A 26502-nucleotide genomic window follows, 5' to 3' on the forward strand; every position below is an offset into this window, starting at 1 on the left:
CGCCGAGCGGGTTTCCTATGGAAATCAAGCCGCTACGGGCTCCGGCTCGCCCGGCGTTTTGTCCGGGAAACGGCACAGATCGCGGATCGCGCAGTGCGGGCAATCGGGCCTGCGTGCCTTGCAAACGTAACGTCCGTGCAGGATCAGCCAGTGATGCGCGTCGTGAAGGTAGTGCGGCGGCACTGCCTTGAGCAGGCCATCCTCGACCGCGCGCACGTCCTTGCCGGGCGCCAGGCCGGTGCGGTTGGAGACGCGGAAGATGTGGGTGTCGACCGCCATGGTCGGTTCGCCGAAGGCGGTGTTGAGCACCACGTTGGCGGTCTTGCGGCCCACCCCGGGCAGGGCTTCGAGCGCGGCGCGGTCGTGCGGTACTTCGCCGCCGTGGCGTTCGATGAGTTGCTGCGACAGCGCAATGACATTCGCCGCCTTGGTGTTGAACAGGCCGATCGTGGCGATGTAGGGCTTGAGCCCGTCGACGCCGAGCGCGGCGATCGCCTGCGGGGTATTGGCGACCGGGAACAACTTGCGCATGGCCTTGTTGACGCCGACGTCGGTGGCCTGCGCCGACAGCACCACCGCGACCAGCAGCTCGAACGGCGTGGTGTATTCGAGTTCGGTGGTCGGCTTGGGGTTCAGGGCCTGCAGGCGCGAGAACATCTCCTCGATCTCGGCCGGCCCGAGACGGGCGACGCGTTTGCCGGCCGGCTTGGCGGGTTTCTTCGTAGCCGGCCCGGCCGCGGTGGCCCTGGACGGGGTGGGCTTGTGCAACGCGGGCTTGGCAAGAGCGGACTTCGCAGCCGGCTTGGCCGTAGTTTTCGCGGCGGGTGCTGCGAGGCGCCTGCCGGCGACTTTTTTCGCGATCGCTTTCTTGCTCGCCGGTTCGAGCGTGCGGTCGGCGGCGTTCCTGGCGGCGGGCGGGGAGGTCTTGGCCATGCGGGGGGCGGTCTCAGGTCGGTCCGCGCTGCGCGGCCTTGGCCTTGGCGCGGGCCAGGGCGGCCGCGGCGGCCGAAGGCAGGGCCGGGCGCGGCGGCGCGGCGGAAGAGGGGGCGACGGTCGTGCGGCCCGGCGCCGGTGCCGGGGCTGCGGCGCGTTGCGCGGCGCGCTCGTCGGCGCGCCGCTGCAGGCGCAGGTTGCGCGCACGATAGCGTTCGCGTGCGGCAAGCGCGCGCAGGCGCGCCTCACGCGCGTCTCGCAAGGCCTGCCGGCAGGCGTCCGTGCACCGCGGACAGGCGGTGCCGTCGTCGAAATCCTCGCTCAACAGGCCGAGCGCGATCGCGCCATCCAGGTCGTCCTGGGCCAGCGCGGCGACGATCGCGTGCGCGGCCGCGCCGCGCGCATCGGCGCAGCCGCAGCGGCAGGGCGCGGACGTGCGCTCGCTCACGTTCCGGCGAAAGCGGGCTTGCGCCGTTCGAGGAAGGCGGCAGTGCCTTCGCGCATGTCGTCGGTCGCGAACATCAGGCCGAACTGCGCGGTTTCGTACTCCAGGCCTTCCTCTATCCCGCATTCGCCGCCGACCGCAATGCAATCGAGCACGCCGCGCAGCGCCAGCGGCGCGGCCGCGGCCAGTTGTTCGGCGAGCTTGAAGGTCTCGGCTTCGAGTTCGGCCGCCGGCACCACCCGATTGACAATGCCCAGCTCGCGCGCGCGCGCGGCGTCGATCGGGGCGCCGACCAGGCACAGCTCCAGGGTTGCGGCGCGGCCGGCCAGGCGCAGCAGGCGCTGGGTGCCGCCGAAGCCGGGGATCAGGCCGAGGTTGACCTCGGGCTGGCCGATCTTGGCGTTGTCGGAGGCGATGCGCAGGTGGCAGCCCATCGCCAGTTCCAGGCCGCCGCCGAGGGCGAAACCGTTGATCATGCCGATCACGGGTTTCGGCATTTTTTCGATCCGGCGCATCAGTTTCTGCCCGCGCAGGGAGAAATCGCGACCCTGGACCGGGGTCAGCGTGTTCATTTCCGAGATGTCGGCGCCGGCGACGAAGGCCTTGGGGCCGGCGCCGGTCAGGACCACGGCGCGCACCGCCGGGTCGGCCGCGGCGGCCTCGAAGGCGGCGAGCAGGGCATCCAGGGTCGCCGCATTGAGTGCGTTCAGCTTGTCGGGACGGTTGACGGTGATCTGGCGCACGGCGCCGCGATCGGCGATCAGCAGGGGCGATTCGGTCATGTGATGGCCGTAGGATTCCGGGGCGAGAGGGGGCGGCAGGCTGGGAACTCCGGCCCTGGGTCGCGGTCTGAGCCGGGAGCGTCAGTGGCGGTTAAGCGCTGCCGCCGGTATCCTAACTCGTCCTGTCGGGCACTTACGACCGACCCAGGGCTTCAACATCGGGGCATGACTGGACTATGCCCCTAGCCGATCGGGGCGACGCAGTCGCCCCGTGCCATAACCGGAGATTCCACCGAATGAAGTTGCGTTTGATTGCTGCCGCCGTCGCGGCCCTGGCACTGACCGCCGGCAACGCCGTCGCGCAGGACACTTCTTCCGAGAAGGGCAAGCTGAGCTATGCGCTCGGTTACGACCTCGGCCGCAACGCCGTCGAAAGCGGTGAGCAGGTCGATGTCAACACGATCGTCAAGGGTCTGCAGGACGGTTACGGCAAGAAGCCGCCGTCGGTGCCGGTCGACCAACTGCGCACCGCCGTGCAGAACATGCAGAAGCGCCAGCAGGACAAGGCCAAGGCCGAGTGGGACAAGGCCGCCGCCGAAAACAAGGGCAAGAGCGACACCTTCATCAACGGCAACAAGTCCAAGGCCGGCGTGAAGGTGCTGCCGAGCGGCGTGCAGTACCGCATCATCGACACCGGTACCGGCGCCAAGCCGACCCAGGCCAGCACCGTCGCCCTGGAAGTCGCCGGTCCGTTCCCGTGGGGCCAGCGCCCGGAGCAGGCGCGCCCCGCCAACTCGATTCCGTCGATCAAGGTCAGCGAAATCGAAATGGCGGCGATGCGCGAAGTGCTGCTGCAGATGCCGAGCGGTTCGAAGTGGGAGGTGACCCTGCCGGCCGACAAGGCCTACGGCGCCGACCCGCGTACCCCGTATCCGCCGAACGTCGCCGTCCAGTTCGAAATCAAGCTGGTCAGCGTCAAGTAAGAGCAGACAAGCGTCACCGACTTGCGCCGGCTAGCCCGGCGCAAGTCGTTTCTGGAGCGGGGCGGCGTTCGAGCGATGCAAGCGTTCGACGCGGTACCCGATGTTTCGCACCCCTGCCGATCGCATCGGTCAGGCTTTACGAGGTCGCTTCGCCAGGCACAATGGCGGCATGGCCTCGGTGGACGATATGACGACATTCCGCGCGGTGTTGAGCCCGTGCATCGGTGTCTGCCAACTGGGCGACGACGGCCTGTGTTCCGGCTGCCACCGCACCACCGCCGAAATCGCCCGTTGGTCGCAGATGAACGACGACGAGCGCCTGCGCCTGATGGAAGTGGTGCTGCCGCAGCGCGAGTCGAAGCTGCGATGAGCGCGCCTGGGTCAACGCTGGCTTTCATCGGCGCCGACTTCCTCGCCGGCGATTCGCGCGAACGCACCCGCCTGCTGGCGGCGCTGCACCCGCTCGACGCCGCGCCCGAGAGCGACGGCTGGAACCTCGACGACCTGACCGGGTTGCTGCCCGCCGACGCCTCGCATGCGCAAGCCGCGGTGCTGGTCGGCCTGGTGCCGCGCGCCGACGGCGTGCAGGTGCTGCTGACCCGCCGCACCGACGGCCTGCGCCAGCACGGCGGCCAGGTCAGTTTTCCCGGCGGCCGCATCGAGCCCGGCGATGCCGACGCAGTCGCGGCCGCGTTGCGCGAGACCGAAGAGGAAATCGGCGTGCCGGCCGCGTTGATCGCGCCGCTGGGTTTCCTCGACCCGCTGGTGACCATCACCGGCTTTCGCGTATTGCCGCTGGTCGCGGTGATCGACCCGGTCTACGTCGCGCGGCCCGATCCCAGTGAAGTCGCCGAAGTGTTCGAAGTGCCGCTGGACTTCCTGCTCGATCCCGACAGTCTCACCACCCGTACTCTCGAGTACAAAGGGCGCCCGCGCCACGTGCTCGAATACCGCTATCCGAGCCAACGCATCTGGGGCGCGACCGCCTCGATGCTGTTGAACCTGAGGCAACGACTGGAGACGACCCCATGAGCGACTGGACCACCCTGGTAGCGGCCGAGGACCTCGCCGCGGCGCTCGGCCGCGACGATCTGATCGTCGTCGACGCGCGGTTCGCCCTCAACGACGGCGACGCTGGCGAAACCGCCTATCGCCAGGCGCATGTGCCCGGCGCGCGCTATGCCCACCTCGACCGCGAGCTGTCCGACCACCGCAAACGCGGCGGCGGGCGCCATCCCTGGCCCGAGGCCGGCGATTTCACCGCCGCGCTCGGCCGCTGGGGCATTACCCCGCAGCATCAGGTCGTGGTCTACGACAACGGCGACGGCGCCCTGGCCGCGGCGCGCCTGTGGTTCCTGCTGCGCGTGCTCGGCCACCGCCGCGTCGCCGTGCTCGACGGCGGCTGGCAGCGCTGGACCGCGCTCGGCCTGCCGAGCGACGGCCTCGTGCCGACGCCGGCGCCGACCCGCTACGAAGCCAGCTTCGACGCGCGCCGCGTGCTGGACGCGCAGGACGTGCGTTCGCTGCTCGATTCCGGCGGCCTGCTGATCGACGCCCGCGCCAGCGAACGTTTCCGCGGCGAAGTCGAACCGCTCGACCGCGTCGCCGGCCATGTCCCCGGTGCGCGCAACCGCCCGTACGCGGACAACCTCGCCGATGGCCGCTTCAAGTCGAGCGAAGCCCTGGCCAGCGAATTCGCGCCCTTGCTCGCGGGCCAGCCGCCGGCGCAGACCGCGGTCATGTGCGGCTCCGGCGTGACCGCCTGTCATCACCTGTTGGCGATGGCGCATGCCGGTTACGACGGCGCGGCGCTTTACGCCGGGTCGTGGAGCGGATGGATCGAGGATCCGCAGCGGCCGGTCGCGGTGGGCGAGGGGTAAGTTGATGGGGCTGATGCTGCCCTTGCAGGAGCGGCGTGAGCCGCGACCGCGGGACGCGCAGAGGTCGCATAACCCGCCGCTGTTGATCGGAGTTGCGATGTATCGCAGGGTAGGAGCGGCGCAAGCCGCGACATCGTTGCGATGGTCTCGCGGCGCTGCTTTCAATTAGCATCTGCATCAAGATCAAAGATCAAAGATCAAAGATCAAGATCAAGATCAAGATCAAGATCAAGATCAAACCCAAAGCTTCCGCCACTAAAGCGGCGGGTTACTTTCTTTTGTCTAAAGCAACAAAAGAAAGGTAACCAAAGAAAAATGCTTCTCTTTGAATCACGGGCCCGCGCGTTCGATGCCTCCGCGGTGATTTTTCATACGGGACATCCCTGTCCCGATGAAAAACGGCCCGCATCCCTGCGGGCCGCCCTCCGGGTCTTCTATTGCCTTCGCTAGTGCGCGGCTGCGCACAGCAACAGCAAACAGCAATAGCTAAAGCCAAAGCTGGCATAGGGAATCACGTTCGGCGACACCATCCCTGTAGGAGCGACGTGAATCGCGATCGCGGGATGCGCAGAGATGACGGGGCCCGTAGGCGTTCGTCGAAGCGGCGTGCGCTCGCGGGGTAGGAGCGGCGCGAGCCGCGACATCGTTGCGACGGTTTTGCGGCGCATCTCTCATGGACGATCAAGATCAAGATCAAGATCAAATCCAAAGCTTCCGCCACTAAAGCGGCGGGTTACTTTCTTTTGTCTAAAGCAACAAAAGAAAGGTATCCAAAGAAAAGTGCTTTTCTTTGAATCAAGGGCCCGCAGGAGCGATGCCGACCCGGTGATTTTTCATGCGGGACCTCCCTGTCCCGATGAAAAACGGCCCGCATCCGTGCGGGCCGCCCTCCGGGTCTTCTTTAGCCTTCGCTAGTGCGAGGCTGCGCACAGCCACAGCCACAGCCACAGCCACAGCCACAGCCAAAGCCAAAGCCAAAGCCAAAGCCAAAGCCCTGGCCATGGCCATGGCCATGGCCAGGGTCAAAACACGAGATCGGACTGCGACGCCGCCATCCCCTGTAGGAGCGACGTAAGTCGCGACCAAGGGACGTGTCGATGCGACAACGTCAATGTCACCCATCGAAGCGGCGTCCTTTCGCAGGGGGGCGCAAGCCGCGACCGCGAATCTACGGTTGCCGGCGCGGGCGTTCGGGTTTGCGTGGTCGCGGCTCGCGCCGCTCCTACCCAACAGCAGCGCAACGCCGCATCACCGTTGTCGTTGCCGTGTTTTTTGATCCGCTTCACTGCTTTGCCGGCCAAGTGAAGACCCGGAAGGCGGCCCGCAGGGAGGCGGGCCGTGCGCAAGCAGGCCAGGGATGGCCTGTCTGGAGCATCCCTGCGTGGCTTCGATCGTGCGGGTTGGTGCCCTTGCAGGGAGAGCACTTTTCTTTGGTGACTTTCTTTTGTTGCTTTGGACGAGAAAGTTACCCGCACCCTTTAGGGGGCGGAAGCTTTGCTCTTGATATGGCTTCACCGCTCTGCGGCCAGGAGCGCCGCTAGATCGTGGCGGCGCGGTCGGGGCTTGTGCCGTTCCTACCCTGGCGGAAGTGCGTCGCTTCGATGAAAGACATCGGCCTTGGCGTTTCTACGCGTAACGCGGTCGCGACTTACGTCGCTCCTACAGAGGGGAGAACGCCGCACTGGCATAGCCAAGGATTCAGGGCTTCCGCTACCGAAGCGGAGCCCTGCCCCACACTTGTTGCAGCTTGACGAAATAAGCTCATTCCGCTCCGTCATTACTGTGCTTGCCGTCGCGTAATCGCGGCGTCACAGGTCGCGCCCATCCTGCGCGCAGTTCGTACAGGGGGAGTGCGCGCCATGTTGCGTGCCGTTGTGTTGCCGTTCTTGTTGTTCTTGTCCGCATCGTTGTGCGCGGCCGCGTTTCCCGCCCAGGCCCAGGACGCCGAACGCGTCCGCATCCACGGTTCTCAAACGCTCGGTCATGCGCTGGTGCCCAGCGTGGCCGAGGCCTGGCTGCGCGATATCGGTTATTCGGAAATCCGCACCCGCCGCCCGCGACCGGCGATGACCGAAATCCATGCTCGCCGCGACGGGCAGCCGCTGATCGTCGAGATCGCCGGCAGCGATTCGGCGCAGGGCTTCGCCGATCTGGTCGAGGGCAAGGCGCATATCGCGATGATGGCGCGGCGGCCGAACGCGGGCGAGCTCGATGCGGGCTGGCAGCTCGGCGATCTCGGTTCGCAGGACCAGGAATTCGTGGTCGCGCTCGACGGGGTCGCGGTCGTGGTCAATCGCCGCAATCCGGTCGTGCGCCTGGACTTCGCCCAGTTGCGCCGTTTGTTCGCCGGGCAGTCGCGCGACTGGCGCGAGTTCGGCGGCCAGGGCGAGGTGCGGTTGCATCTGGATCCGGGCGCCGGCGCGGTACGCGATCTGATGAACGAGCGGGTCATGCTCGGCAGCGCGTTCGGCGAAGCGCAGCTGCATCGCAGCGCGCGCGAACTGATCGCGGCGGTCGCGGCCGATCCCTCGGCGATCGGCCTGATTCCGATCGGAGAGCATTATGGCGAGGGCACCAAGCCCTTGGCGATCGCCGACGGCGGGCGTGCGATCGCGCCGACCCGCACCGAGGTGTCGAGCGAAGACTATCCGCTGAGTCGGCGCTTGTATCTGTACGGCGGCCAGATGATGGGCGCCCTGAGCCGCAGCTTCGCCTTGTATGCGATGACCCGCGCCGGCCAGCGCGCGGTCGCGCGCAGCGGTCATCTCGCGGTGACCCTGGTGCCGGGACGGCAGCGGCCGGTGTCGGCCGGCCCGGCGGAGTATCGCGAGCTGGTCGGCCGCGCGGTGCGCCTGCCGCTGAGCCTGCGTTTCAATTTCGGCGGGCCCGGCGAAAGCGGCGTCGCCGCGAACGTGTTCGACAGCCGTGCGGTGCGCGATCTCGACCGCCTGCGCAGCTTCATGGCGCTGCCGCCGAATCGCGGGCGCCGATTGCTGGTGGTCGGATTCGCCGACGCCAGCGCCGGTTCGACGATGGCGGCGATGATGATGAGCAACGACCGCGCCGACCTCGTCGCCCAGGAACTGATGTCGCGCGGCCTCAGGGTGGAGCAGGCGCGCGGCATGGGCACGGCCCTGCCGCTGGCCGCCGCGCCGCCGGGCGGTACGCGCAGGGCGATCGCGCGCGATGCCGGTTCGCGTTACCGCAACGAGCGGGTCGAGGTTTGGCTGCTTTGAGCAGGAGTAAGTGATGAGGAGTGAGCAGTGAGTAACAGCCTAGCTTCTACTCGTTCCTCACTACTATTTACTCGCTCCTCGTTCCTCCCCTCACTTGCCCAACTTGGCCACCAGCGCCTTCAACGCGGCCTGCGTGTCCGGCGAATACCAGGCATCGATGAAGCGATCCAGTTCGATGTGCTCCGGACGCAGGGCTTCGATCAAGTCGGCGCGGGCCAGCAGGCGGGTGTGCAGCATCGCGCTGCGCGGCAAGCTCAGCAGTTGCTCCAGCCATACGCGGCCGCGCTGGGCGACGTTCTCGATCTCGACCAGTTCGTCGACCAGGCCGATCCGCAGGGCGGTGTCGGCGTCGACCATTTCGCCGCCGACCAGCAGGCGTTCGGCGCGGTAGGCGCCGACCACGCGGCGCATCAGGCGCTGGATACCCTCGGGTGCGACGAGGCCGACCTGGGTTTCATTGAGGCCGATCCGGTACGGGCCCGAAGCCATGATCCGGTAGTCGCAGCACAACGCGAGCACGCAACCGCCGGCCGGCGCATGGCCGCCGAGGGCGGCGACCACCGGCACCGGCGCCGACGCGAGCGAGCGGGCGAGGCCGAAGAAGGCCTGCCAGGCCAGCAGCAGATGATCGCGCTGGTCGCCGAGCGAAAGCAGATACGGCACATCCAGGCCGGCCGAGAACACCTTCGGTCCGCCGCTGAAGACGATGCCGTGGGCGCCGTGGTGCACGGCCTGCTCGATCGCCTCGCGCGTTTCGTTGCACAGCTGCGGGTTGAGCGCGTTGACCGGCGCGCGCGCCAGGCGGATTTCGACGATGTCGCCGTGGGAATGGGTCTCTACGAAGCTCATGGTTTGACGTCCTGGGGCCAGCGATAGCGCACGGTGTAGGTCAGCTTGGTTTCGCCGCCGGCGGGCACCGCCACCTCGAACTGGGCATGGCGCGCGTCCTTCTTCTTCGACGGCAGGCTGGACGACACGATCTCCCAATCGGTCCAGCGCGGCAAGGGTTCGATCACCCGAACCGTGGCCTCGTGCTTCTTTGCGTTCTTGATCGTCACTGCGAACGATTCGGTGATGGTGCGTCCGGCACGGTCGAGCTGGAAACCGCTCGCTTCGCGGGTGCTGCTGAGGTCGAACACCTTGCCGAGCTGCAAGCGCACCTCGGCGCCCTGCGGCGTGTGCGCGAGTTGCGATTCGCCGAGGAAATCCTTGCCGTCGAAGGCGCGCACGCGCCCGGCCGGCAGAGGCAGGCCCAGCCCGGCGGCCTTGTCGTTCTTGAACTCGACCTTGGACATCACCGGCACGTCGCCGGTCTGGCCCTGGAAGTTCGGATCGATCAACGGCGTCGGCGGGCGCCAGTCGTTGTCGCCGGCCTCGATCGCATAGATGCGTTCGCAGGCGACGGCGTTGTTGCGTGGGAACAGGGCGATGCGTTCGGTACTGCCGCTGCCGAGCGTGACCGGCTGCGGCAGATCGTAGGCGTGGTATTCGCCGGCGGCGCGCTCGACCGGCATCGGCGGAGCTGCCTGGGCTTGTGCGTCCGCCGCGATATAACCGAGGCGCGAACCGGTCAGCTGGATCTGTTCCGGCGTGCGGGTGCGATTGGGTTCGCCGGCGACCAGGCTCAGGCGGGTCTGGTTGAAGCCCGCGCCGGAACGGTTGGCGACCAGCGCGGCGCCGTCGAGCGCAAGCTTGCAGCCCTGGCCCGGAGCCAGCGTGGCGAGGTATTCGGCGCGCCAGGCCATGCCGCCCATCGGATAGGACAGGACGAAGTCGGCGTCGCCGCCCTTGTCGGCATTCACCGTCCACTGCAAGGCCGACTGCCGCGGCAGCAGGTTGTCGCTGTCGACCAGGCTGAAACTGTCGTAGCTGCGGATGACCTTGACGCGGCCGTCGTCGAGCGCGAGGGTCAGGCCGTCGCCGGCCGACAACAGCACGCCGTTGTCGGTCTGCTTGGTGCCGCCGGCGGTGTGCTCGACCGTGACCTTGCGGCCGATCGCCACGCCGACCACGTTCTGTGCGCCCGAGACCGGGGCGATGAAGCGTTGTCCGATCAGGGTGACGCCGTCGCTGCGCGGCTGCAGCACCGCGGCCTCGGTGTCCATCGACGGCGGCAGGGAACGGATCGACAGCGTGTTGCGGCCGCTCTTGAGGGCGTAACGCAACGGCCGTTCGACCAGGGCATAGCCGGGCATGCCGGCATTGGGTGCGCTTGCGTTGGCCAGCGCCTCGTAATCGCCGCTGTACACGGTGAGCCGGCTTTCGCCGCCGGGCGCGTCGCTGGCGGGCGCCTCGGCGGGGGCGCCCGCGGCCGGGCCGGTCGCGGCTTTGCCGGGGCCGCCGGTCGGCGCGCCGGAACAGGCGGTCAATGAACAGGCCAGGGCGAGCAGGCTGAGCGGAAACTTCATCGTCGACTCCTTCATGGGCAACTCCTCCACATGCGGGAGGTATCATAGGCCGATGAACGTATCTGGCATCCGAACGGGGTTGACGCTCGCCGCCATGCTGGCCGCGGCGTCGGTATTTCAGGCCGGCGCGCAGCAGGCGAACGCCCCGGCGGGCAAGGCCCCGGCGGGCAGAGCCTGCGCTGCGCAGGTGCGCGAGGGCTGGGTGCGGATGCCGCCGATGCAGATGCCGATGATGGCCGGCTTCGGCCGGATCGAGAACCGTTGCCCGCTGCCGGTGACCATCGTCTCGGCCAAGAGCGCGGCCTTCGGCGAGGTGTCGCTGCACGAGACGCGCATCGTCGACGGCGTCAGCAGGATGCGTGCAGTGCCCGAATTGCGCATCGCCCCGGACGGTTCGGCCCAGCTCAAGCCTGGCGGCCTGCATCTGATGCTGATGCAGCCGCACAAGCCGCTCAAGCCGGGCAGCCGCATCGCGGTCGAGTTCGCGCTCAAGGACGGCGGCTCGCTGTTCGGCGAGTTCGAGGTGCGCAAGGCCGCACCGTGACTAAAGAGTAAGAGTGGCGCAAGCCGCGCTCGCGAAGCCGCGCTTGCGTCGATGCCGCAGGAACGCTGTCGCGGCTTGCGCCGCTCCTACCCTGAATCGACAGCCCTGCAAGGCTGAAGGCGACAGCGGCGTCTGCGTCGCTGCAAACGACGAACGGTCAAGCGTCAGACCGCCGCGCAAGCCGCGCGTACCGGCTCCGGCAAGGCCGCGGGCTGGCCGGTTTCGCGGTGGATCCAGACCAGCACGACATTACCGTCGCAATACACCGCCGAAGGGTCGGCCGCACCGACGATGCGGTGGCCGATGCTGAGGCTGGTATTGCCGAGGCGCTCGACGAACAGCTCGATGTCGAGCTCGTTCGGCCATTCGATCGGACGGCGATAATTCAGATGCGCGGCCGCGACCACCGGCGCGACGTGCTCGTCCATGCCACGGCCGGGCAGGGTCACCATCCAGCGCAGGCGCGCTTCCTCGAGGTAGCTGAGGAATTTCGAGTTGTTGACGTGGTTGAAGGCGTCCAGATCGCGCCAGCGCACCGACAGCGGCACTCGTATCAACGCCGGCGGCGCCGCCGGCAGGTCAACCGCAGTCTGCGCGGCCTGTGCGGCGGTTTCGGCGGCCTCGTTCGAAACGGTCGCCGAGTCCGCGGCCGGAGCCGCGGCGGCCTTGCGGCCGCGCGGCGCACGCTTGCGCGGCGCCGCTTTCTTGCCGCCCGCGGGCGGCTGCTGGGTATCGGTCATGCAGCGGATTTCTTCTTAGCGCGCGACGCGGTCGCTGCGGGGGCGGGCTTTTTCGCCGCCGGTTTCTTCTTCGCCGCGTCGGCCTTCGGCGTGCCGAGCAGCGGGGCGAGGAAGTGGCCGGTGTGCGAATGCGGCAGGGCGGCGATCTGCTCCGGGGTGCCGGTGGCGAGGATGGTGCCGCCGCGGTGGCCGCCTTCCGGTCCCAGGTCGATGACCCAGTCCGCGGTCTTGATCACGTCGAGGTTGTGTTCGATCACCACCACGGTGTTGCCGTCGTCGCGTAGGCGGTGCAGTACCGCCAGCAGATGCTCGATGTCGTGGAAGTGCAGGCCGGTGGTCGGCTCGTCGAGGATGTACAGGGTACGGCCGGTGTCGCGCCGCGACAGTTCCTTCGACAGCTTGACGCGCTGCGCCTCGCCGCCCGACAGCGTGGTCGCGCTCTGGCCGAGCTTGATGTAGCTCAGGCCGACGTCCATCAGCGTTTCGAGTTTACGCGCGATGGTCGGCACCGCCTCGAACAGGTTCAGCGCCGCCTCGACCGTCATCGACAGCACGTCGTTGATGTTGTAGCCCTTGTACAGGACTTCCAGCGTCTCGCGGTTGTAGCGCTTGCCGTGGCAGACGTCGCAGGGCACGTAGACGTCGGGCAGGAAGTGCATCTCGACCTTGATCAGGCCGTCGCCCTGGCAGGCCTCGCAGCGTCCGCCGCGCACGTTGAAGCTGAAGCGGCCCGGCGAGTAGCCGCGCGCGCGCGCTTCCGGCACCTGCGCGAACAGCTCGCGCAAGGGCGTGAACAGGCCGGTGTAGGTGGCCGGGTTCGAACGCGGGGTGCGGCCGATCGGCGACTGGTCGATGTCGACGACCTTGTCGAACAGCTCCATGTTCTCGACCGAACGATACGGCGCCGGCGTCTGCGAGGCGCCGTTGAGTTCGTTGGCGGCGAGCACGTACAAGGTGTCGTTGATCAGGGTCGACTTGCCCGAGCCGGACACGCCGGTGACGCAGGTCAACAGGCCCGAGGGAATGTCGAGGTCGACATCCTTGAGGTTGTTGCCGGTGGCGCCGCGCAGGTGCAGCATCGCCTTCGGATTGGGCTTGTGGCGCTGCTTCGGGATTTCGATCCGGCGCTTGCCGCTGAGGTACTGGCCGGTCAGCGAACGCGGCGCCTTCAGCACGTCGGCGAACTGGCCCTGGGCCACGACTTCGCCGCCGTGCACGCCGGCGCCGGGGCCGATGTCGACGATGTAGTCGGCCAGGCGGATCGCATCCTCGTCGTGTTCGACCACGATCACGGTGTTGCCGAGGTCGCGCAGCCGGGTCAGGGTGCCGAGCAGGCGTTCGTTGTCGCGCTGATGCAGGCCGATCGACGGTTCGTCGAGCACGTACATCACGCCGACCAGGCCGGCGCCGATCTGGCTGGCCAGGCGGATGCGCTGGGCCTCGCCGCCCGACAGCGAGTCGGCCTTGCGTTCCAGGGTCAGGTAATCCAGGCCGACGTCGACCAGGAAGCGCAGGCGGTCGACGATCTCCTTGACGATCTTGACCGCGATCTCGCCGCGCCAGCCCGGCAGCTCCAGGGTCTTGAAGAACTGCAGCGCTTCGTCGACCGGCAGCACCACCAGTTCCGGCAGCGGGCGCTCGGCGACGAACACGTTACGCGCGGCACGGTTGAGGCGCGCGCCGGCGCAGTCGGGGCACGGACGCTGGCTGATGTATTTGGCCAGCTCCTCGCGCACCGCCGCCGATTCGGTCTCGCGGTAACGTCGCTCCAGGTTCGGCACGATGCCTTCGAAGCGATGCTTGCGCTGGCTGCGGCCGCCGTTCTCGGTGAGGTAGGTGAAGCCGATCAGTTCGTCGCCGCTGCCGTACAGCACCGCCTTCTGCACCGACGCCGGCAGCGACTGCCAGGGCGCGTCGACGTTGAACTTGTAGTGCTTGGCGAGCGACTGGATCAACTGGAAGTAATAGGCGTTGCGGCGGTCCCAGCCGCGCACCGCGCCGGCCGACAGCGACAGCTCCGGATGCACGACCACGCGGCCCGGATCGAAGAACTCGGCCACTCCGAGGCCGTCGCAGGTCGGGCAGGCGCCGACCGGCGAGTTGAACGAGAACAGGCGCGGTTCCAGCTCGGGCAGCGAATAATCGCAGACCGGACAACTGTACTTGGACGAAAACAGCAGCGGCGCGGTGTCGGCCTTGTCCAGCGAATACACCTGGGCCATGCCGTCGCCGAGCTTGAGCGCGGTCTCGAAGGACTCGGCCAGGCGCTGCTGGATGTCCTCGCGCGGGCGGAAGCGGTCGACCACCGCCTCGATGGTGTGCTTGACGCGCAGCGCCAGCGGCGGCACCGCGTCGATCTCGTACAGCTCGCCGTCGACGCGCACGCGCACGAAGCCCTGTGCGCGCAATTGCTCGAACACCTGGGCATGCTCGCCCTTGCGCTCGCGGATCACCGGCGCCAGCAGCATGTAGCGCTGCTCCGGGTCCAGCGCGAGCGCCTGGTCGACCATCTGGCTGACGGTCTGCGCTTCGAGCGGGTAGTGGTGGTCCGGGCAGCGCGGCGCGCCGACGCGTGCGTACAGCAGGCGCAGGTAGTCGTAGACCTCGGTGATCGTGCCGACGGTCGAGCGCGGGTTGTGCGAGGTGGATTTCTGCTCGATCGAGATCGCCGGCGACAGGCCTTCGATGTGGTCGACATCGGGCTTTTCCATCACCGACAGGAACTGCCGGGCATAGGCCGACAGCGATTCGACGTAGCGTCGCTGGCCTTCGGCGTAGATCGTGTCGAAGGCCAGGGAGGATTTACCGGAACCGGACAAGCCGGTGATCACGATCAGCTTGTCGCGCGGCAGATCGAGATCGATGTTCTTGAGGTTGTGCGTCCGCGCGCCGCGGATGCGGATGTAGTCCAGCGCCATCGGGTGCCTGCAAGGGGGAGGGCTGCCGGCGCGAAACGCGACGGCGAACAGAAGAGCGTATCGAGTGGGCTAGGTGGGGGCAAATCCGGAAAACGGAAGTCTTCGGGCGCGTCGCGCGAGGCCCGTGGGGCCTGGGGTTCACGCACGCTCGCCGCGGCCGGGGCCGGGGCGCATCGCCGCGTGCGGCGGCGGAGTGCGCAAACGCGACGGGGGCCGTCGGCCCCCGCCTGACTCATTCAGCCGCGCGGCCAGGGCACGGGACCCCGGTCGGCCGATCATTCAGGCCAGTCGTTCTGGCCGATCACTTCAGCGGATTGAAACGCAGCGGGGTCGCCGCCGTGCCGGGCTCGCCGCGGGTGTCGAGCGCGCCGGGGTTCGCCCCGGCGACGATCAGTTGGACCTTGATCGCCTCGGCGCGCTGGCGCGACAGGGCTTCGTTGTCGGCTGGCTGGCCGGCGCCGCCGCCCGGCCCGACGATCTCGAAGCGCGCGTCCTTGGGCGCGGCCTGCAGGGCCTTGGCGGCGCGGCCGAGGACGTCGAGGCTGGCCGGCGCGATGCGCGCGCTGCCTTCGTCGAAGCGTACGTTCATCAGGTTCAGGGCCTTGGCGATCTCGGCGCTGCCGGCCTTGCCGGGTTCGAGCGCGGCCAGGGCCTGGGCCGCGGCGTCCGAGGAGGCGGCCGCGCCGCCCACGCCCTCGAACAGGCCGCCGTAGCTGTAGCCCGGGAACAAGGCCTTGGCCTTCTCGAGCAGGGTCACGCGGTCGGCATCGGAGGCCTGGCCGCTGAGTTCGATGGCGGTGCCCTGGAAGCTCACCGCGGCGCCCGGCATGGTCAGCGCGGCGGCGAACTGCGGCAGTTTGTCCTGCCAGGGGGCCGGCTTGGCGGCCTTGTCGACGCTGAGGTTGCCGCTGATCTGGCCCATGTAGGCCTGGGTCAGGGCGGTGCTCAGCGCCTTGCGGGCCGCTTCGCTGTCGACGGTGCCGTCGTAGCGGATCGCGCCGTTGTTGTTGACCAGGCTGAGCTTGGCGTCGAAGCGCACCACCGGTGCGGCGACCGGCGCCGGCGTCGGCGCAGCGGCGCTGTCCGCGGCCGGCGCGGTGGAATTGTTGCAGCCCGCCACGCCGGCGATCAGCGCGGCGAGCAACACGGCACGGCGAGCGAGGCCGCGACGGGCGAGGGCGGAACGGCTGCCACGGGGGGCGGATGAAGGATGGCGCATGAAGTCTCCGCTGTTCTGGAACCGGGATTCGTGAGTATGGGGCGCTTGCGCGATGGCCGGAGCGTGCCCGAGCCGTGCGGATTGGCGGCCGGCCTGGGCGGACGGCCAGCGAGCGCAGGCCGCCCCGCCGGGGCGGGCGAGTTCGCCGACCGCACCGGCTTGCCCGCGCGGGCAAGCCGCGATCGGTCCGCGCAAAAAACGAAGGGCCCAGCATTCCGGGCCCTTCGCGATTGCCCACTTGGCGATTACTTACTGGAGTTGTACTGAATCTCCACCGGATCCGCGCATTCCTGGGTCTGGTTGTTGCACAGCTTGTAGCTCATGGTGCCGCTGCCGATGATCCGGAAGGTATCGGTGTTGGCGCCGGTGTTGCGCACGGTCTTGAGGATCGCGCCGTTGCGGTAGATGTCGATGTTCTTCTTGCCCTTCTCCCACGACAGGTTGACCGAGGTGCGGTGGTTCGGCAGCGCGCTGGCCTTGGCCTCGACGCGACGCGGCCAATTGGCGTCGACGAAGCTCGGGTACAGCGACATGCCCGCCGAGGCGCGGTAGCCCTTGACGTTGACGTACCACACGCCGCCCTTCGGGGTCGGGAAGAAGCAGGTCTCGTTGTTGCCCGAGGTGAACGGACGGCAGTCGTAGGACGTGTTGGTCGGTTCCGCGCCGTACTTGACGTAGATGTCCGAATCGCCGGTGCCGCCGTACAGGGCGAACAACAGGTTCGACGCGCCGTTCGGCACCAGCAGCTGGTACTTGATCACGCCGTTGGCCGCGACTTCGATGTTGGTCACGGTGATGCCGTTTTCCAGCTCGATCGGCGGCTCGGGTTCCGGCGCCTGCGGATCCGGGGGCAGCGGCTCGCTGCCGTTGGCCACCGCGACCGCGAGACGTGCGTCGACGACGCCCGAACCGCAGGGGTTGGCCCAGCTGCAGCCGCCCGGCAGGCCGCCGACATGCGAGGTGTTGACCAGGATCTTCTCGATCTCGGCCGGCGTCTTCGGCGTGGTCGCCGCGGACTGCATCAGCGCGACCACGCCGGCGACGTGCGGCGCCGCCATCGAGGTGCCGGCCATCCAGGCGTAGCCCGGGCCTTCCTGGGCCTGCAGGCCGAGGTTCAAGGTCGACAGGATGTTGTCGGCCGCCGGCTGCGCGCCGGAACCGCCCGGTGCGGCGACGTCGATCTTCGGGCCGAAGTTGGAGTAACTGGCCAGGGTGCCGGTCGGGCCGACCGCGGACACGGCGATCACGTTGTCGCAGTTGGCGGGCGAGAAGTTGGCCACGTCGCCGCCCGAGTTGCCGGCGGCGATGACGACGGTGGTGCCGCGCGCGCGCGCCGCGTCGAACGCGGTCTGTTCGGCCACGCTGCACGCGCCGCTGCCGCCGAGGCTGAGGTTGATGACTTCGGCCGGAGTCGCGTTGTCCGGCACGCCGGTGACGCTGCCGCCCGAAGCCCAGGTCACCGCATCGATGATGTCGGAGGTGTAGCCGCCGCACTTGCCGAGCACGCGCACCGGCTGGACCTTGGCGCCGTGGGCCACGCCGGCGACGCCGCTGGCGTTGTTGGTGGCCGCGGCGATGGTGCCGGCGACATGGGTGCCGTGCCAGCTGCTGTCTTCGGGAATGCCGAAGATGTTGCACTCGCCGGCATGCCAATCGCCCGGATCGTTCGGATTGGCGTCGCGGCCGTCGCCGTCGACGCTGACTTCCTGGTCGATGATGAAGTCGTAGCCCGGCAGGATGTTGGCGTCGAGATCGGTATGCGGGGTGATGCCGGTGTCGAGCACCGCGACCACGATGCCGTCGCCGTCGGTAATGTCCCAGGCCGGCTCGAGGTTGATGCCGCCCGGGCCGTTCTTGTAGTGCCACTGCTGCGCATAGCCCGGATCGTTCGGGACCATGGTCTTGTGCTTGAGCAGATCGGGTTCGACCGCGATCACGCTCGGGTCCTTCATCAGCTCGATCGCCAGCTCCTTCATCGCGGCGGTGTTGAGCTTGGTGTCGGTGCGGATCAGGCTGGCGCCGGTGGCCAGGGTGCGCATCGGGGCGATGCCGATGCCGAGCTTGCTGGCGGCCTTGGCGTACTGCGTGTTGACCGCGGCAGCGCTGAGCTTGGCGTTCGCGCCGGGCGCGCGGGTGACGATGAAACGGTCGTAGGTCTGTGCGGCGGCCTTCTTCACTGCCTTGGCCGAGGTCGTCGCTTTCGGTCCCTGCAACTTCGAGAACGTCTGCAGCTTGCTGCCCGAATAGGCAGCCGGAGCGACGAGTACGGCGGTCGCGATAGCCAGTGCGGTCCATTTCAATGAACGTTGTTTACGATTCATGACAAACATCCTTGATCCTTTCGTTGCGCATGATCCCCTTCGCATCCCCTGTCGAGCGTCGGGCCTTTGGTCCGCGGAGGCGGTACCGCATCCTCCGAGGTACTTCCTTGGGCAGCCGCACCGGCCTCCATCCAGGAGCGGGTCGGGCTGCAGGTTGGTGACGAAGACGCAATCGTCTGCCTGCACGCGCGCGGGGCGGCGTGAGTGGGTGGGTGAATGCGTCTGTCGCGCAGGAGCGAAGCTCCAGCGCTGGAAACCGGGTATGGCGAACGGCAGCGAACGGCATGCACGGGATACTGGAATTCAACGCGACGGCATCATCGTGGCGCGTCTGCGTCGCAGAGGCTGCGCTACGGAGTGCTGTTCCTTGTCGCGCGACCCCCAACGTGTCGCTCGTGATCGAAGCTAATTGAGGCCGGTGGGTGCGTGCAAGTGTCGTTTACGCCGTTATGACTGCATGAATGCGACTGCGCTCACAGACGGCGCCGATACGCGCGCGCGCAGCGATCGCGGTGTCGATCGATTGCCGCGGTAAATCAAGGGTTTTTTTGCCTTCGGTGCGGGCGTGTGCGTTGTCGCCGGGATTTTCGCCTCGAGCAAATTTTCTTTCGGAACTGTGAACTGTGTCGGCCTCTTTGCGTCGCGATGCCGGGTTTTTTCTTGATCGGATGCGCGGTTCTTTCAACGGCGTGCGACGCGCAGCAGAGGCGCGCTGCGAAGCTCCGCTGTGAAAAGGCGATGCGAATGCAGGCTGCGAACGCGAGGTTCGATATCCAGTGCTGCGATGTTGCAGGTGCGCAACATCTCCCATCGCAGATCGACCGCAACAACGAACGGTGCCGAGGCGCGCCCGTTCAGAACAAAGAACGTCGAGGCGCACCCGCAAAAACAAAGAGCGCCGAGACGCGCTTTGTTCCTATTCCATGATCACTCGCCGCTTACTCGAGCACGGTGAATTCCATGCGGCGGTTCTGCGCCTTGCCCGCTTCGCTGGCGTTGTCGGCGATCGGCCGGTCCTGGCCGTAGCCCTTGGCGACCAGTCGTTCGCCCGGCACGCCGAGTTCGACCAGCTTGGCGGTGACCGCGTTGGCGCGCTCGACCGAGAGCTGCAGGTTCGCCGCGGCGTCGCCGGTGTTGTCGGTGTGGCCGCCGACTTCGATGCGGGTACCGGCCGGGGCGGCGTTGATCGCCTCGGCCGCCTTGCTCAGGGTCTCGAAGCTGTCGCGGGTGATGGAGGCCGAACCGGTGTCGAAGCGGATACCCGAAAGGTTCAAGGCCTTGATCAGATCGTCGGCGCTGAAGCCGGCCTTGAGCGCGGACAGCGCCGCCATGGCCTGGTCCCACAGGCCGCTGATCTCGAAGCCGCCGAAGCCGCTGCGCAGTTTCTGCGACAGCGCGAAACGCTCGGCTTCCGGCAGCGCGGAGGTGTCGATGGCGATCTTGTCGCCGTCGAAGCCGAGCTTGACGCCGCGCGCCTTCAGGTCCGGCAGCAGGGCGATCAGCCGATCGATCCAGCCGGCCGGGGCGGTCGCGGCGTCGACGCGGATGTCGCCGCTGACCTTGTCCGCGCCGAAAGTGGCCCTGAGAGCATCGAGCAGCTTGGACTTCTCGGCGTCGCTGGCGAGCTGGCCGCCGACGCTCGCCTGGCCGTCGAGGTTCTCGAAGTGGAAGCGCGGCTCGGTCCGCGCCGCCGTTGCGGCCAGCGGGGCGGTCGAAGAGGCCGGGCGGTCGGTGCTCTGGGGGGCGACGACGGCCTCGTCCTTCCCACAGCCCTTGAACAGCAGGAACGCGGCGATCAGCAAGGCGCCGAGCAGCAACCAGGGCAGGATCTTGCCGAGGCCGCTGCCGGTTTTGCGGGCGGCGTGGGCCGCCGCGTCGACGGTGGCGTCGGCGGCCTGGCCGACCGCGCGCGCGCCGCCGGCCACCGCACCGCCCATCGCGGCGGCGCCGGCCGCCAGTGCGCCCCAGCCGAAGCGGCCGAGGTCGCCGAGCCAGTCGGCGATGCCGGCCACCCAGGATTTCAGGGTTTCCGGAATGCCGGCCGGTTCCTTGCCGCCCTCGGTCAACTCGTTGACCAGATTCGGCAGCAGGCCGCCGATGGCGCCGGCGGTGGCCGAGACCGGGGCGCCGAGCTTGCTGGCGATCGCGCCGATCAGCGGCGCGCCGAAGAGATGGTCGACCTGGACGGCGCTGATCGATTGGTTCGGGCCGGTGCCGACCCAGGACTGGATCAGACGCCCCAGGCCCTTCTGCTCGAACAGGCGGACGAAGCCAGCGAAGCCGCCGCGTTTCTCGTCGAAGATCAGGGCGATCAGGACGCCGACCAGTTGGCGGGCCTGGTCGTTAGTCAGGCCGAAGCGGCCGGAGACGTCGCTGATGAGGTTGTCCAGCAGGTCGATGCGCATAGTGTTTTCCGTGAATAATGTGATGCGCATCACGAAATTGATGCGCATCGCCGATTTATCACGTTCCTGGCCGGATTTGCGCCATCGAACGGCTTTTTTCGCACCCGGGCCCGGGCCGGCGGACGGACGGCGCAGGAACGGCCGCGAACGGCTTCAACGGTTCAGAAAGCACATCAAAGGCACACTAGAAGGCACATTCGGATGGGCGGCGCGCCGGGCGAGGGCGCGGTGCCGGGCAGGAGCCGGGGGCAAAGCCAGGGCGATTTGACCCTAAGCCATTGGCCCCGCTACAATTCCGCTTCTGTCCGCCCGCTTGGGCGCGGCAGCGACCAAAATAACTACAGAGGAATCCTGGTCATGTACGCAGTTCTCGTCACCGGCGGTAAGCAATACCGCGTGATGCAAGGCGAAAAACTCCGCGTCGAATTGCTCGACGTGGAAGCCGGCAGCGAAATCAAGTTCGACACCGTGCTGATGCTCGGCAACGGCGAAGGCGTCACGCTCGGCGACGCGCTCAAGGGCGCCAGCGTCACCGCAAAGGTCGTCGGCCACGGCCGCGCCGACAAGGTGCGCATCGTCAAGTTCCGCCGTCGTAAGCACCATCGCAAGCAGATGGGCCACCGTCAGCACTACACCGAAATCGAGATCACCGGCATTGCCGGTGGCGACAACAAGTAAGGAGAAGCCGCCATGGCACATAAAAAGGGCGTAGGTTCCACCCGCAACGGCCGCGACTCCAACCCGAAGTACTTGGGCGTGAAGATCTACGGCGGTCAGGCCATCGAAGCCGGCAACATCATCGTGCGTCAGCGCGGCACCCAGTTCCACCCGGGCGCCGGCGTCGGCCTGGGTCGCGACCACACGCTGTTCGCGCTCGTCGACGGCAAGGTCGAGTTCTCGACCAAGGGCCTGAAGAAGCGTCGCACCGTCAGTGTCGTCGCCGCCGAGTAATTCCGGCGCGACGTACTGCGAGGAGCCCCGCTTCGGCGGGGTTTTTCGTTTGTAAGCCGGGATTCGGGAGTGGGGACTCGGGATTCGCAGAAGCGAAAGCCCGATGCTTCCGCTGCCGTTACAATCCCGAGCATCCCCGCTGTTGTTTTCACGATTCTCGAATCCCCAATCTCAATCCCGGTTCCCATGAAACTCGTAGACGAAGCAGAAATCAAAGTCATCGCCGGCAATGGCGGCAACGGCTGCATCGGCTTCCGTCGCGAGAAGTTCATCCCGCTCGGCGGGCCGGACGGCGGCGACGGCGGTGCCGGCGGCAGTGTGTGGCTGGTGGCGGACGAAAACGTCAATACCCTGGTCGATTTCCGCCACCAGAAGCAGTTCCGCGCCCAGCGCGGCGAGAACGGCATGGGGCGGCAGGCCTACGGCAAGGGCGGCGACGACCTGATCATCGTGGTGCCGGTCGGGACCGTGGTCACCAACGTCGAAACCGACGAAGTCATCGGCGACCTGGTCGCGCACGGCGATCGCCTGCTGGTGGCGCGCGGCGGCAAGGGCGGCCTGGGCAACATGCATTTCAAGAGCTCGATCAACCGCACCCCGCGCAAGGCCCTGCCGGGCCTGCCGGGCGAGGAGCGCGAGCTCAAACTGGAACTGAAGCTGCTGGCCGACGTCGGCCTGCTCGGTTTCCCGAACGCCGGCAAGAGCACCCTGATCCGCGCGGTCTCGGCGGCGACGCCGAAGGTCGCGGATTATCCGTTCACCACCTTGTATCCGAACCTCGGCGTAGTCAGTGTCGAGGCGCACCGCAGCTTCGTGATCGCCGACATCCCGGGCCTGATCGAGGGCGCGGCCGACGGTGCCGGCCTGGGTGCGCAGTTCCTGCGCCATCTGCAGCGCACGCGGCTGTTGCTGCACCTGGTCGACGTCGCGCCGATGGAAGGCGGGGTCGAGGGCGTGTCCCCGGCCGAGCAGGTGCGCGCGATCGAGAACGAACTGCGCAAGCACGATCCGGAGCTGCTGGAAAAGCCGCGCTGGCTGGTGCTCAACAAGGCCGACCTGTTGCTGGAAGAAGAGCAGCAGGCCGCCGCGCAGGCGGTCATCGACGAGCTCGGCTGGACCGACCGCTGGTACCTGGTCTCGGCGATCGGCCGCGAAGGCACCTGGCCGATCATGCGCGACGTGATGGCGTTCTTCGACCGTCAGCGCGCCGATGCCCTGGAAGCCGCGAGCGCTGCCGGCGACCATGTTCCCTGAGCCGCAGGCTCGTCGGAACCCGTATCGATCCAGGCCGCGGCGCGCGATGCGTCGCGGCCTTGCCGCGGGCGCGGCCCGGGCGAAGGCGCGCGTCCCGAGTGCGCGATGCTGTGGCGCTGCGCCATGCGCGCGCGACTTCAATCTCGCTTCACCATTGGGGCAGACGATGCCGGCCATGTCGGCCGTGCCTCGCCTGAAGAATTCCGTCGCCTGCGGCGCCCGCCTGCACGATGCGGCATCGGCCGCACAACGAAAAAGCCCGGCCGAAGCCGGGCTTTTTCGTCACGTCGCGAGCGACGTATCAGGCGGCTGCCAGTGCCTTGATGCGGGCCGACAGACGGCTCTTGTGACGGGCGGCCTTGTTCTTGTGAATCAGGCCACGGGCACTGAAACGGTCGAGGATCGGCTGAGCGACGTCGAACGCGGACTTGGCACTGGCGGCGTCGTTCTCGCCGAGGGCCTTCAGCACCTTCTTGACGGCGGTACGCAGCATCGAACGCTGGCTGGCGTTACGGGCGTTACGCACGACAGTCTGCTTGGCGCGCTTCTTGGCGGACTTGATGTTTGCCACGAGTGGATTCCTGGAATATTTGGTGAAAAGCGTTAATGAAACTGGGCGGTGAAATGCAGTTACGGAAAATCAGACCCAAAAGTATGGGCGATTCAGTGGGTTGCGTCAACTGGAACGGGGGGCGGCGATGAGCAAGGGTGGCGGCTTGCTGCGTTCTTCGGCCATTTTCAGCGCGATGACCTTTATTTCGCGGGTTTCCGGCCTGGCCCGGGACCAGGTCTACGCGGTCGTCTTCGGGGCCAGCCCGGCCATGGACGCGTTCTTCGTGGCCTTCCGGATCCCCAATTTCATGCGCCGGCTGTCGGCCGAGGGCTCGTTTTCGATGGCCTTCGTGCCGGTCCTGGCCGAATACAAGCAAAAGCACGACCAGGCCGCGGTCAAGGAGCTGATCGACCGGGTCAGCGGCACCCTGAGCGCCTTCCTGCTGGTCCTGACCGCGGTGGTGATCTTCGCCGCGCCCTGGGTCATGGCGCTGTTCGCCCCGGGCTTCGAGCCCGGCAGCGAGCAGTACCGGATGGCCACCCAGATGCTGCAGATCACCTTCCCCTACGCCTTGTTCATCTCGCTGGCCTCGCTGGTCGGCGGGGTCCTGAACAGTTACGAGAAGTTCGCCATCCCGGCGTTGTCGCCGGTGCTGCTGAACCTGTCGATGATCGCCGCGGCGGTCTGTGCCGAGCGGGTGTTCAGCCCGATGGGCCTGAACCCGGTGCTGGCGCTGGCCTGGGGCGTCCTGCTCGCCGGCGTGCTGCAACTGGGCTTCCAGTTGCCGGCGCTGGCCAGGCTGGGGCTGCTGCCGCGGCCGCGCTGGGGCGCCTCGCACGAGGGCGTGCGCAAGATCATGCGGCTGATGGTGCCGACCCTGTTCGGCTCCTCGGTGGCCCAGGTCAACCTGTTGCTGAACACCGCGATGGCCTCGTTCCTGATCGCCGGCAGCGTGACCTGGCTGTACCTGACCGACCGCCTGCTCGAATTCCCGCTGGGCATGTTCGGCGTCGCCATCGGCACGGTGATCCTGCCGCATCTGTCCAAGCGCCATGCCGCGACCGACCCGCAGGGCTTCTCGAAGGGCCTGGACTGGGGCTTCCGCCTGTGCCTGCTGATCGGCGTGCCGGCCTGCCTCGGGCTGGTGCTGTGCGCCGAGCCGCTGGTCGCCTCGCTGTTCCAGTACGGCCGCCTGACCGCCCACGACACCGCGATGATCCGCCTGAGCCTGATGGCTCAGTCGATCGCGGTACCGGCCTTCCTGCTGGTGAAGGTGCTGGCGCCGGCGTTCTACTCCCGCCAGGACACCAAGACCCCGGTCAAGTCGGCGGTGGTGTCGGTGATCGTCAACCTGGTCTCGACCGTGGGCCTGCTGCTGGCGGTGCTGTACCTGACCGAGGCCGGCCGCACCGCCCTGCAGAGCAGCGGCGGCGACCTGCGCCGCGCGCTCGGCGAGGTGCCCGGCGCGCATGCCTGCCTGGCCCTGGCGATCGCCATCGCCGGCTGGGTCAACGCCCTGCAGTTGGCCTGGTACCTACGCCGCGCCAAGGTCTATACGCGCCAGCCCGGCTGGGGCCGGTTCCTGCGCCAGATCGCGGTCGCCAGCGTGGCGATGACGGTGGTGGTGCTGGGGCTGCTGTGGTTCTGGACCGGCTGGACCGGTTGGCCGTGGTGGGAGCGCGCCTGGAAGCTCGCGGTGGTGGTCGGCGCCGGCGGCGCGTTCTACGGTGCCGCGCTGTGGCTGCAGGGCATCCGCATGCGCGACCTGCGCGGCCATTGAACGCCGCTTGCCGAGGTCGGCATCGTGGGTCGCCCGCCGCCGCGACAGGGGTCGCGTTCGGCGGCCCCGTTGAAGACTGGCGGGCCGCGCTCAGCGGCCCCGTTGAGAGTGGCGGGCGGCGGCTATACTTCCTGATTCATCCTTCAAGCAATGTCCCGGTTCGTCCGGGTCCCCACGCCGGACACTAATGAGCAGGCTGTTTCGTGACGTCGAGGGCGGGCCGCGGTGCCCGCACGGCAGTGTGGTCTGCATCGGCGCCTTCGATGGCCTGCACCTCGGGCATCGGGCGTTGGTGCGCCACACGGTTTCGCGCGCGCACGCCCTGGGCGTCGAGGCGGTCGCGCTGAGTTTCGAGCCGCTGCCGCGCGAGTTCTTCGCCCCTGCCGCGCCGCCGCCGCGCCTGCTGCTGCCGCGCGCCAAGGCCGAAGGTCTGCTGGCCCTGCAGGCCGACCAGGTCGGCCTGCTGCGTTTCAACGGCCGGCTCAGCGCCCTGAGCGCCGAGGAGTTCGTGCGCCGGGTGCTGGTCCAGCGCCTGTCCGCGCGCGAAGTCTGGGTCGGCCCGGAGTTCCGTTTCGGCAAGGCCCGCGGCGGCGACATCGCGCTGCTGCGGCGCCTGGGCGAGGAGGGCGCGGCCGAGGGCCGCGGCTTTACCGCGCACGAGATCGAACCGGTCTTGCTCGACGGCGAGCGCGTGTCCAGCACGCGCATCCGCGAGGCGCTGCTGGCCGGCGATTTCGCCGCCGCCGCGCGCTGGCTCGGGCGCCGCTACGCGATCGGCGGCCATGTCGTGCGCGGCCAGCAGCTCGGCCGCACGCTCGGTTTTCCGACCGCCAACCTGCGCTTCGGCGGCAAGACCCCGGCCTTGTCGGGGATTTACGCGACCTGGGTCCACGGCATCGGCGACCGACCTTGGCCATCGGTATCCAGCCTTGGCACGCGGCCGACCGTCGCCGGGGTCGAGCCCTTGCTCGAAGCGCATCTGTTCGACTTCGACGGCGACCTGTACGGTCGCCGCATCGAGGTCGAATTCGTCGCCCACCTGCGTCCCGAATTGAAATTCCCCGACTTGCCGGCGCTGACCGAGCAAATGCACCGCGACGCCGAACAGGCGCGCGGTCTGCTGCGGCTGGACTCGCAACGCGCCGTCGCGCCGTTGCCGGGCCCGCTCGCGGCAACGACCCAAACACCTGCATGAGAGCTGCTGTGACCG

General features: G+C 68.0%; 20 protein-coding genes and 1 pseudogene. 10 read left to right on the forward strand and 11 right to left on the reverse strand.

What is annotated here, in order from left to right:
• Window positions 1-24: 24 nt before the first annotated feature.
• From nth to AC6CH2_RS17285, 3 genes are all read right to left on the reverse strand, one after another.
• Entirely contained in the window at window positions 25-657 is a 633-nt protein-coding gene (nth, locus tag AC6CH2_RS17275) for an endonuclease III (RefSeq protein ID WP_498270383.1), read from the reverse strand.
• Window positions 658-946: 289 nt separating this feature from the next.
• The gene (locus AC6CH2_RS17280; RefSeq protein ID WP_498270384.1) at window positions 947-1312 is read right to left on the reverse strand and encodes a hypothetical protein; all 366 of its coding nucleotides are present in this window, start codon (window positions 1310-1312) and stop codon (window positions 947-949) included.
• A gap of 65 nt (window positions 1313-1377) precedes the next feature.
• Complete coding sequence (locus tag AC6CH2_RS17285) at window positions 1378-2160, reverse strand: enoyl-CoA hydratase-related protein (protein WP_498270274.1); 783 nt, start codon at window positions 2158-2160, stop codon at window positions 1378-1380.
• A gap of 236 nt (window positions 2161-2396) precedes the next feature.
• Here AC6CH2_RS17285 and AC6CH2_RS17290 point away from each other — a divergent pair, with 236 nt between their 5' ends.
• From AC6CH2_RS17290 to AC6CH2_RS17305, 4 genes and pseudogenes are all read left to right on the forward strand, one after another.
• The gene (locus tag AC6CH2_RS17290; RefSeq protein ID WP_435394149.1) at window positions 2397-3083 is read left to right on the forward strand and encodes an FKBP-type peptidyl-prolyl cis-trans isomerase; all 687 of its coding nucleotides are present in this window, start codon (window positions 2397-2399) and stop codon (window positions 3081-3083) included.
• 169 nt (window positions 3084-3252) lie between these two features.
• Window positions 3253-4115: pseudogene (locus AC6CH2_RS17295) on the forward strand (NUDIX hydrolase).
• Complete coding sequence (locus AC6CH2_RS17300) at window positions 4112-4963, forward strand: sulfurtransferase (protein WP_498270275.1); 852 nt, start codon at window positions 4112-4114, stop codon at window positions 4961-4963. Before AC6CH2_RS17295 ends, AC6CH2_RS17300 begins: the two are co-directional and overlap by 4 nt.
• Before the next feature lie 1859 nt (window positions 4964-6822).
• Window positions 6823-8199, forward strand: coding sequence for a substrate-binding domain-containing protein (locus AC6CH2_RS17305; protein WP_498270276.1), 1377 nt, complete (start codon window positions 6823-6825; stop codon window positions 8197-8199).
• Between the two features lie 90 nt (window positions 8200-8289).
• Here the strand turns inward: AC6CH2_RS17305 and AC6CH2_RS17310 are convergent, their stop codons facing one another.
• Both AC6CH2_RS17310 and AC6CH2_RS17315 read right to left on the reverse strand, forming a co-directional pair.
• Window positions 8290-9048 carry an enoyl-CoA hydratase/isomerase family protein gene (locus AC6CH2_RS17310; protein ID WP_498270277.1) on the reverse strand — a complete coding sequence of 253 codons (759 nt, stop codon included), beginning with the start codon at window positions 9046-9048 and terminating at the stop codon, window positions 8290-8292.
• On the reverse strand, window positions 9045-10607 hold the full coding sequence (locus AC6CH2_RS17315; RefSeq protein ID WP_498270278.1) for a DUF4139 domain-containing protein: 1563 nt from the start codon (window positions 10605-10607) through the stop codon (window positions 9045-9047). The genes AC6CH2_RS17310 and AC6CH2_RS17315 overlap by 4 nt, the downstream gene beginning before the upstream one ends.
• Before the next feature lie 13 nt (window positions 10608-10620).
• Here AC6CH2_RS17315 and AC6CH2_RS17320 point away from each other — a divergent pair, with 13 nt between their 5' ends.
• Complete coding sequence (locus AC6CH2_RS17320; protein WP_498270279.1) at window positions 10621-11151, forward strand: copper chaperone PCu(A)C; 531 nt, start codon at window positions 10621-10623, stop codon at window positions 11149-11151.
• 164 nt (window positions 11152-11315) lie between these two features.
• Here AC6CH2_RS17320 and AC6CH2_RS17325 read toward each other — a convergent pair whose 3' ends face one another.
• From AC6CH2_RS17325 to AC6CH2_RS17345, 5 genes are all read right to left on the reverse strand, one after another.
• Entirely contained in the window at window positions 11316-11729 is a 414-nt protein-coding gene (locus AC6CH2_RS17325; RefSeq protein ID WP_498270385.1) for an acyl-CoA thioesterase, read from the reverse strand.
• Between the two features lie 158 nt (window positions 11730-11887).
• Complete coding sequence (gene uvrA / locus AC6CH2_RS17330) at window positions 11888-14809, reverse strand: excinuclease ABC subunit UvrA (RefSeq protein ID WP_498270280.1); 2922 nt, start codon at window positions 14807-14809, stop codon at window positions 11888-11890.
• A 301-nt stretch (window positions 14810-15110) separates the two neighbouring features.
• Entirely contained in the window at window positions 15111-15956 is an 846-nt protein-coding gene (locus tag AC6CH2_RS17335; RefSeq protein ID WP_498270281.1) for an OmpA family protein, read from the reverse strand.
• 317 nt (window positions 15957-16273) lie between these two features.
• Complete coding sequence (locus tag AC6CH2_RS17340; RefSeq protein WP_498270282.1) at window positions 16274-18349, reverse strand: S8 family peptidase; 2076 nt, start codon at window positions 18347-18349, stop codon at window positions 16274-16276.
• Window positions 18350-19287: 938 nt separating this feature from the next.
• The gene (locus AC6CH2_RS17345; RefSeq protein WP_498270283.1) at window positions 19288-20754 is read right to left on the reverse strand and encodes an OmpA family protein; all 1467 of its coding nucleotides are present in this window, start codon (window positions 20752-20754) and stop codon (window positions 19288-19290) included.
• A 357-nt stretch (window positions 20755-21111) separates the two neighbouring features.
• On the opposite strand from AC6CH2_RS17345, the gene rplU reads away from it, so the two are divergent.
• From rplU to cgtA, 3 genes are all read left to right on the forward strand, one after another.
• Complete coding sequence (rplU, locus tag AC6CH2_RS17350) at window positions 21112-21432, forward strand: 50S ribosomal protein L21 (protein ID WP_031371912.1); 321 nt, start codon at window positions 21112-21114, stop codon at window positions 21430-21432.
• A 12-nt stretch (window positions 21433-21444) separates the two neighbouring features.
• Window positions 21445-21705: a 50S ribosomal protein L27 gene (gene rpmA, locus AC6CH2_RS17355; RefSeq protein WP_031371911.1), complete on the forward strand. Its 261-nt coding sequence runs from the start codon at window positions 21445-21447 to the stop codon at window positions 21703-21705.
• A gap of 186 nt (window positions 21706-21891) precedes the next feature.
• On the forward strand, window positions 21892-22959 hold the full coding sequence (gene cgtA, locus AC6CH2_RS17360; RefSeq protein ID WP_498270284.1) for an Obg family GTPase CgtA: 1068 nt from the start codon (window positions 21892-21894) through the stop codon (window positions 22957-22959).
• A gap of 301 nt (window positions 22960-23260) precedes the next feature.
• Here cgtA and rpsT read toward each other — a convergent pair whose 3' ends face one another.
• Window positions 23261-23530: a 30S ribosomal protein S20 gene (gene rpsT / locus AC6CH2_RS17365; protein WP_031371909.1), complete on the reverse strand. Its 270-nt coding sequence runs from the start codon at window positions 23528-23530 to the stop codon at window positions 23261-23263.
• A gap of 127 nt (window positions 23531-23657) precedes the next feature.
• On the opposite strand from rpsT, the gene murJ reads away from it, so the two are divergent.
• Entirely contained in the window at window positions 23658-25292 is a 1635-nt protein-coding gene (gene murJ / locus AC6CH2_RS17370; RefSeq protein WP_498270285.1) for a murein biosynthesis integral membrane protein MurJ, read from the forward strand.
• A 187-nt stretch (window positions 25293-25479) separates the two neighbouring features.
• Window positions 25480-26487 carry a bifunctional riboflavin kinase/FAD synthetase gene (locus AC6CH2_RS17375; protein ID WP_498270286.1) on the forward strand — a complete coding sequence of 336 codons (1008 nt, stop codon included), beginning with the start codon at window positions 25480-25482 and terminating at the stop codon, window positions 26485-26487.
• Window positions 26488-26502: the final 15 nt, after the last annotated feature.

It is taken from the genome of Lysobacter sp. GQ73 (assembly GCF_059758755.1).

Excerpts from the sequence above, each read along its gene's own strand:
- rplU (WP_031371912.1), top strand. The coding sequence starts at position 21,112 with ATGTACGCAGTTCTCGTCACCGGCGGTAAGCAATACCGCGTGATGCAA.
- AC6CH2_RS17310 (WP_498270277.1), bottom strand. The coding sequence starts at position 9,048 with ATGAGCTTCGTAGAGACCCATTCCCACGGCGACATCGTCGAAATCCGC.
- AC6CH2_RS17340 (WP_498270282.1), bottom strand. The coding sequence starts at position 18,349 with ATGAATCGTAAACAACGTTCATTGAAATGGACCGCACTGGCTATCGCG.
- cgtA (WP_498270284.1), top strand. The coding sequence starts at position 21,892 with ATGAAACTCGTAGACGAAGCAGAAATCAAAGTCATCGCCGGCAATGGC.
- AC6CH2_RS17285 (WP_498270274.1), bottom strand. The coding sequence starts at position 2,160 with ATGACCGAATCGCCCCTGCTGATCGCCGATCGCGGCGCCGTGCGCCAG.
- nth (WP_498270383.1), bottom strand. The coding sequence starts at position 657 with ATGTTCTCGCGCCTGCAGGCCCTGAACCCCAAGCCGACCACCGAACTC.
- rpmA (WP_031371911.1), top strand. The coding sequence starts at position 21,445 with ATGGCACATAAAAAGGGCGTAGGTTCCACCCGCAACGGCCGCGACTCC.
- AC6CH2_RS17375 (WP_498270286.1), top strand. The coding sequence starts at position 25,480 with ATGAGCAGGCTGTTTCGTGACGTCGAGGGCGGGCCGCGGTGCCCGCAC.
- murJ (WP_498270285.1), top strand. The coding sequence starts at position 23,658 with ATGAGCAAGGGTGGCGGCTTGCTGCGTTCTTCGGCCATTTTCAGCGCG.
- AC6CH2_RS17320 (WP_498270279.1), top strand. The coding sequence starts at position 10,621 with ATGGGCAACTCCTCCACATGCGGGAGGTATCATAGGCCGATGAACGTA.
- AC6CH2_RS17315 (WP_498270278.1), bottom strand. The coding sequence starts at position 10,607 with ATGAAGTTTCCGCTCAGCCTGCTCGCCCTGGCCTGTTCATTGACCGCC.
- AC6CH2_RS17305 (WP_498270276.1), top strand. The coding sequence starts at position 6,823 with ATGTTGCGTGCCGTTGTGTTGCCGTTCTTGTTGTTCTTGTCCGCATCG.
- uvrA (WP_498270280.1), bottom strand. The coding sequence starts at position 14,809 with ATGGCGCTGGACTACATCCGCATCCGCGGCGCGCGGACGCACAACCTC.
- AC6CH2_RS17345 (WP_498270283.1), bottom strand. The coding sequence starts at position 20,754 with ATGCGCATCGACCTGCTGGACAACCTCATCAGCGACGTCTCCGGCCGC.
- AC6CH2_RS17300 (WP_498270275.1), top strand. The coding sequence starts at position 4,112 with ATGAGCGACTGGACCACCCTGGTAGCGGCCGAGGACCTCGCCGCGGCG.
- AC6CH2_RS17290 (WP_435394149.1), top strand. The coding sequence starts at position 2,397 with ATGAAGTTGCGTTTGATTGCTGCCGCCGTCGCGGCCCTGGCACTGACC.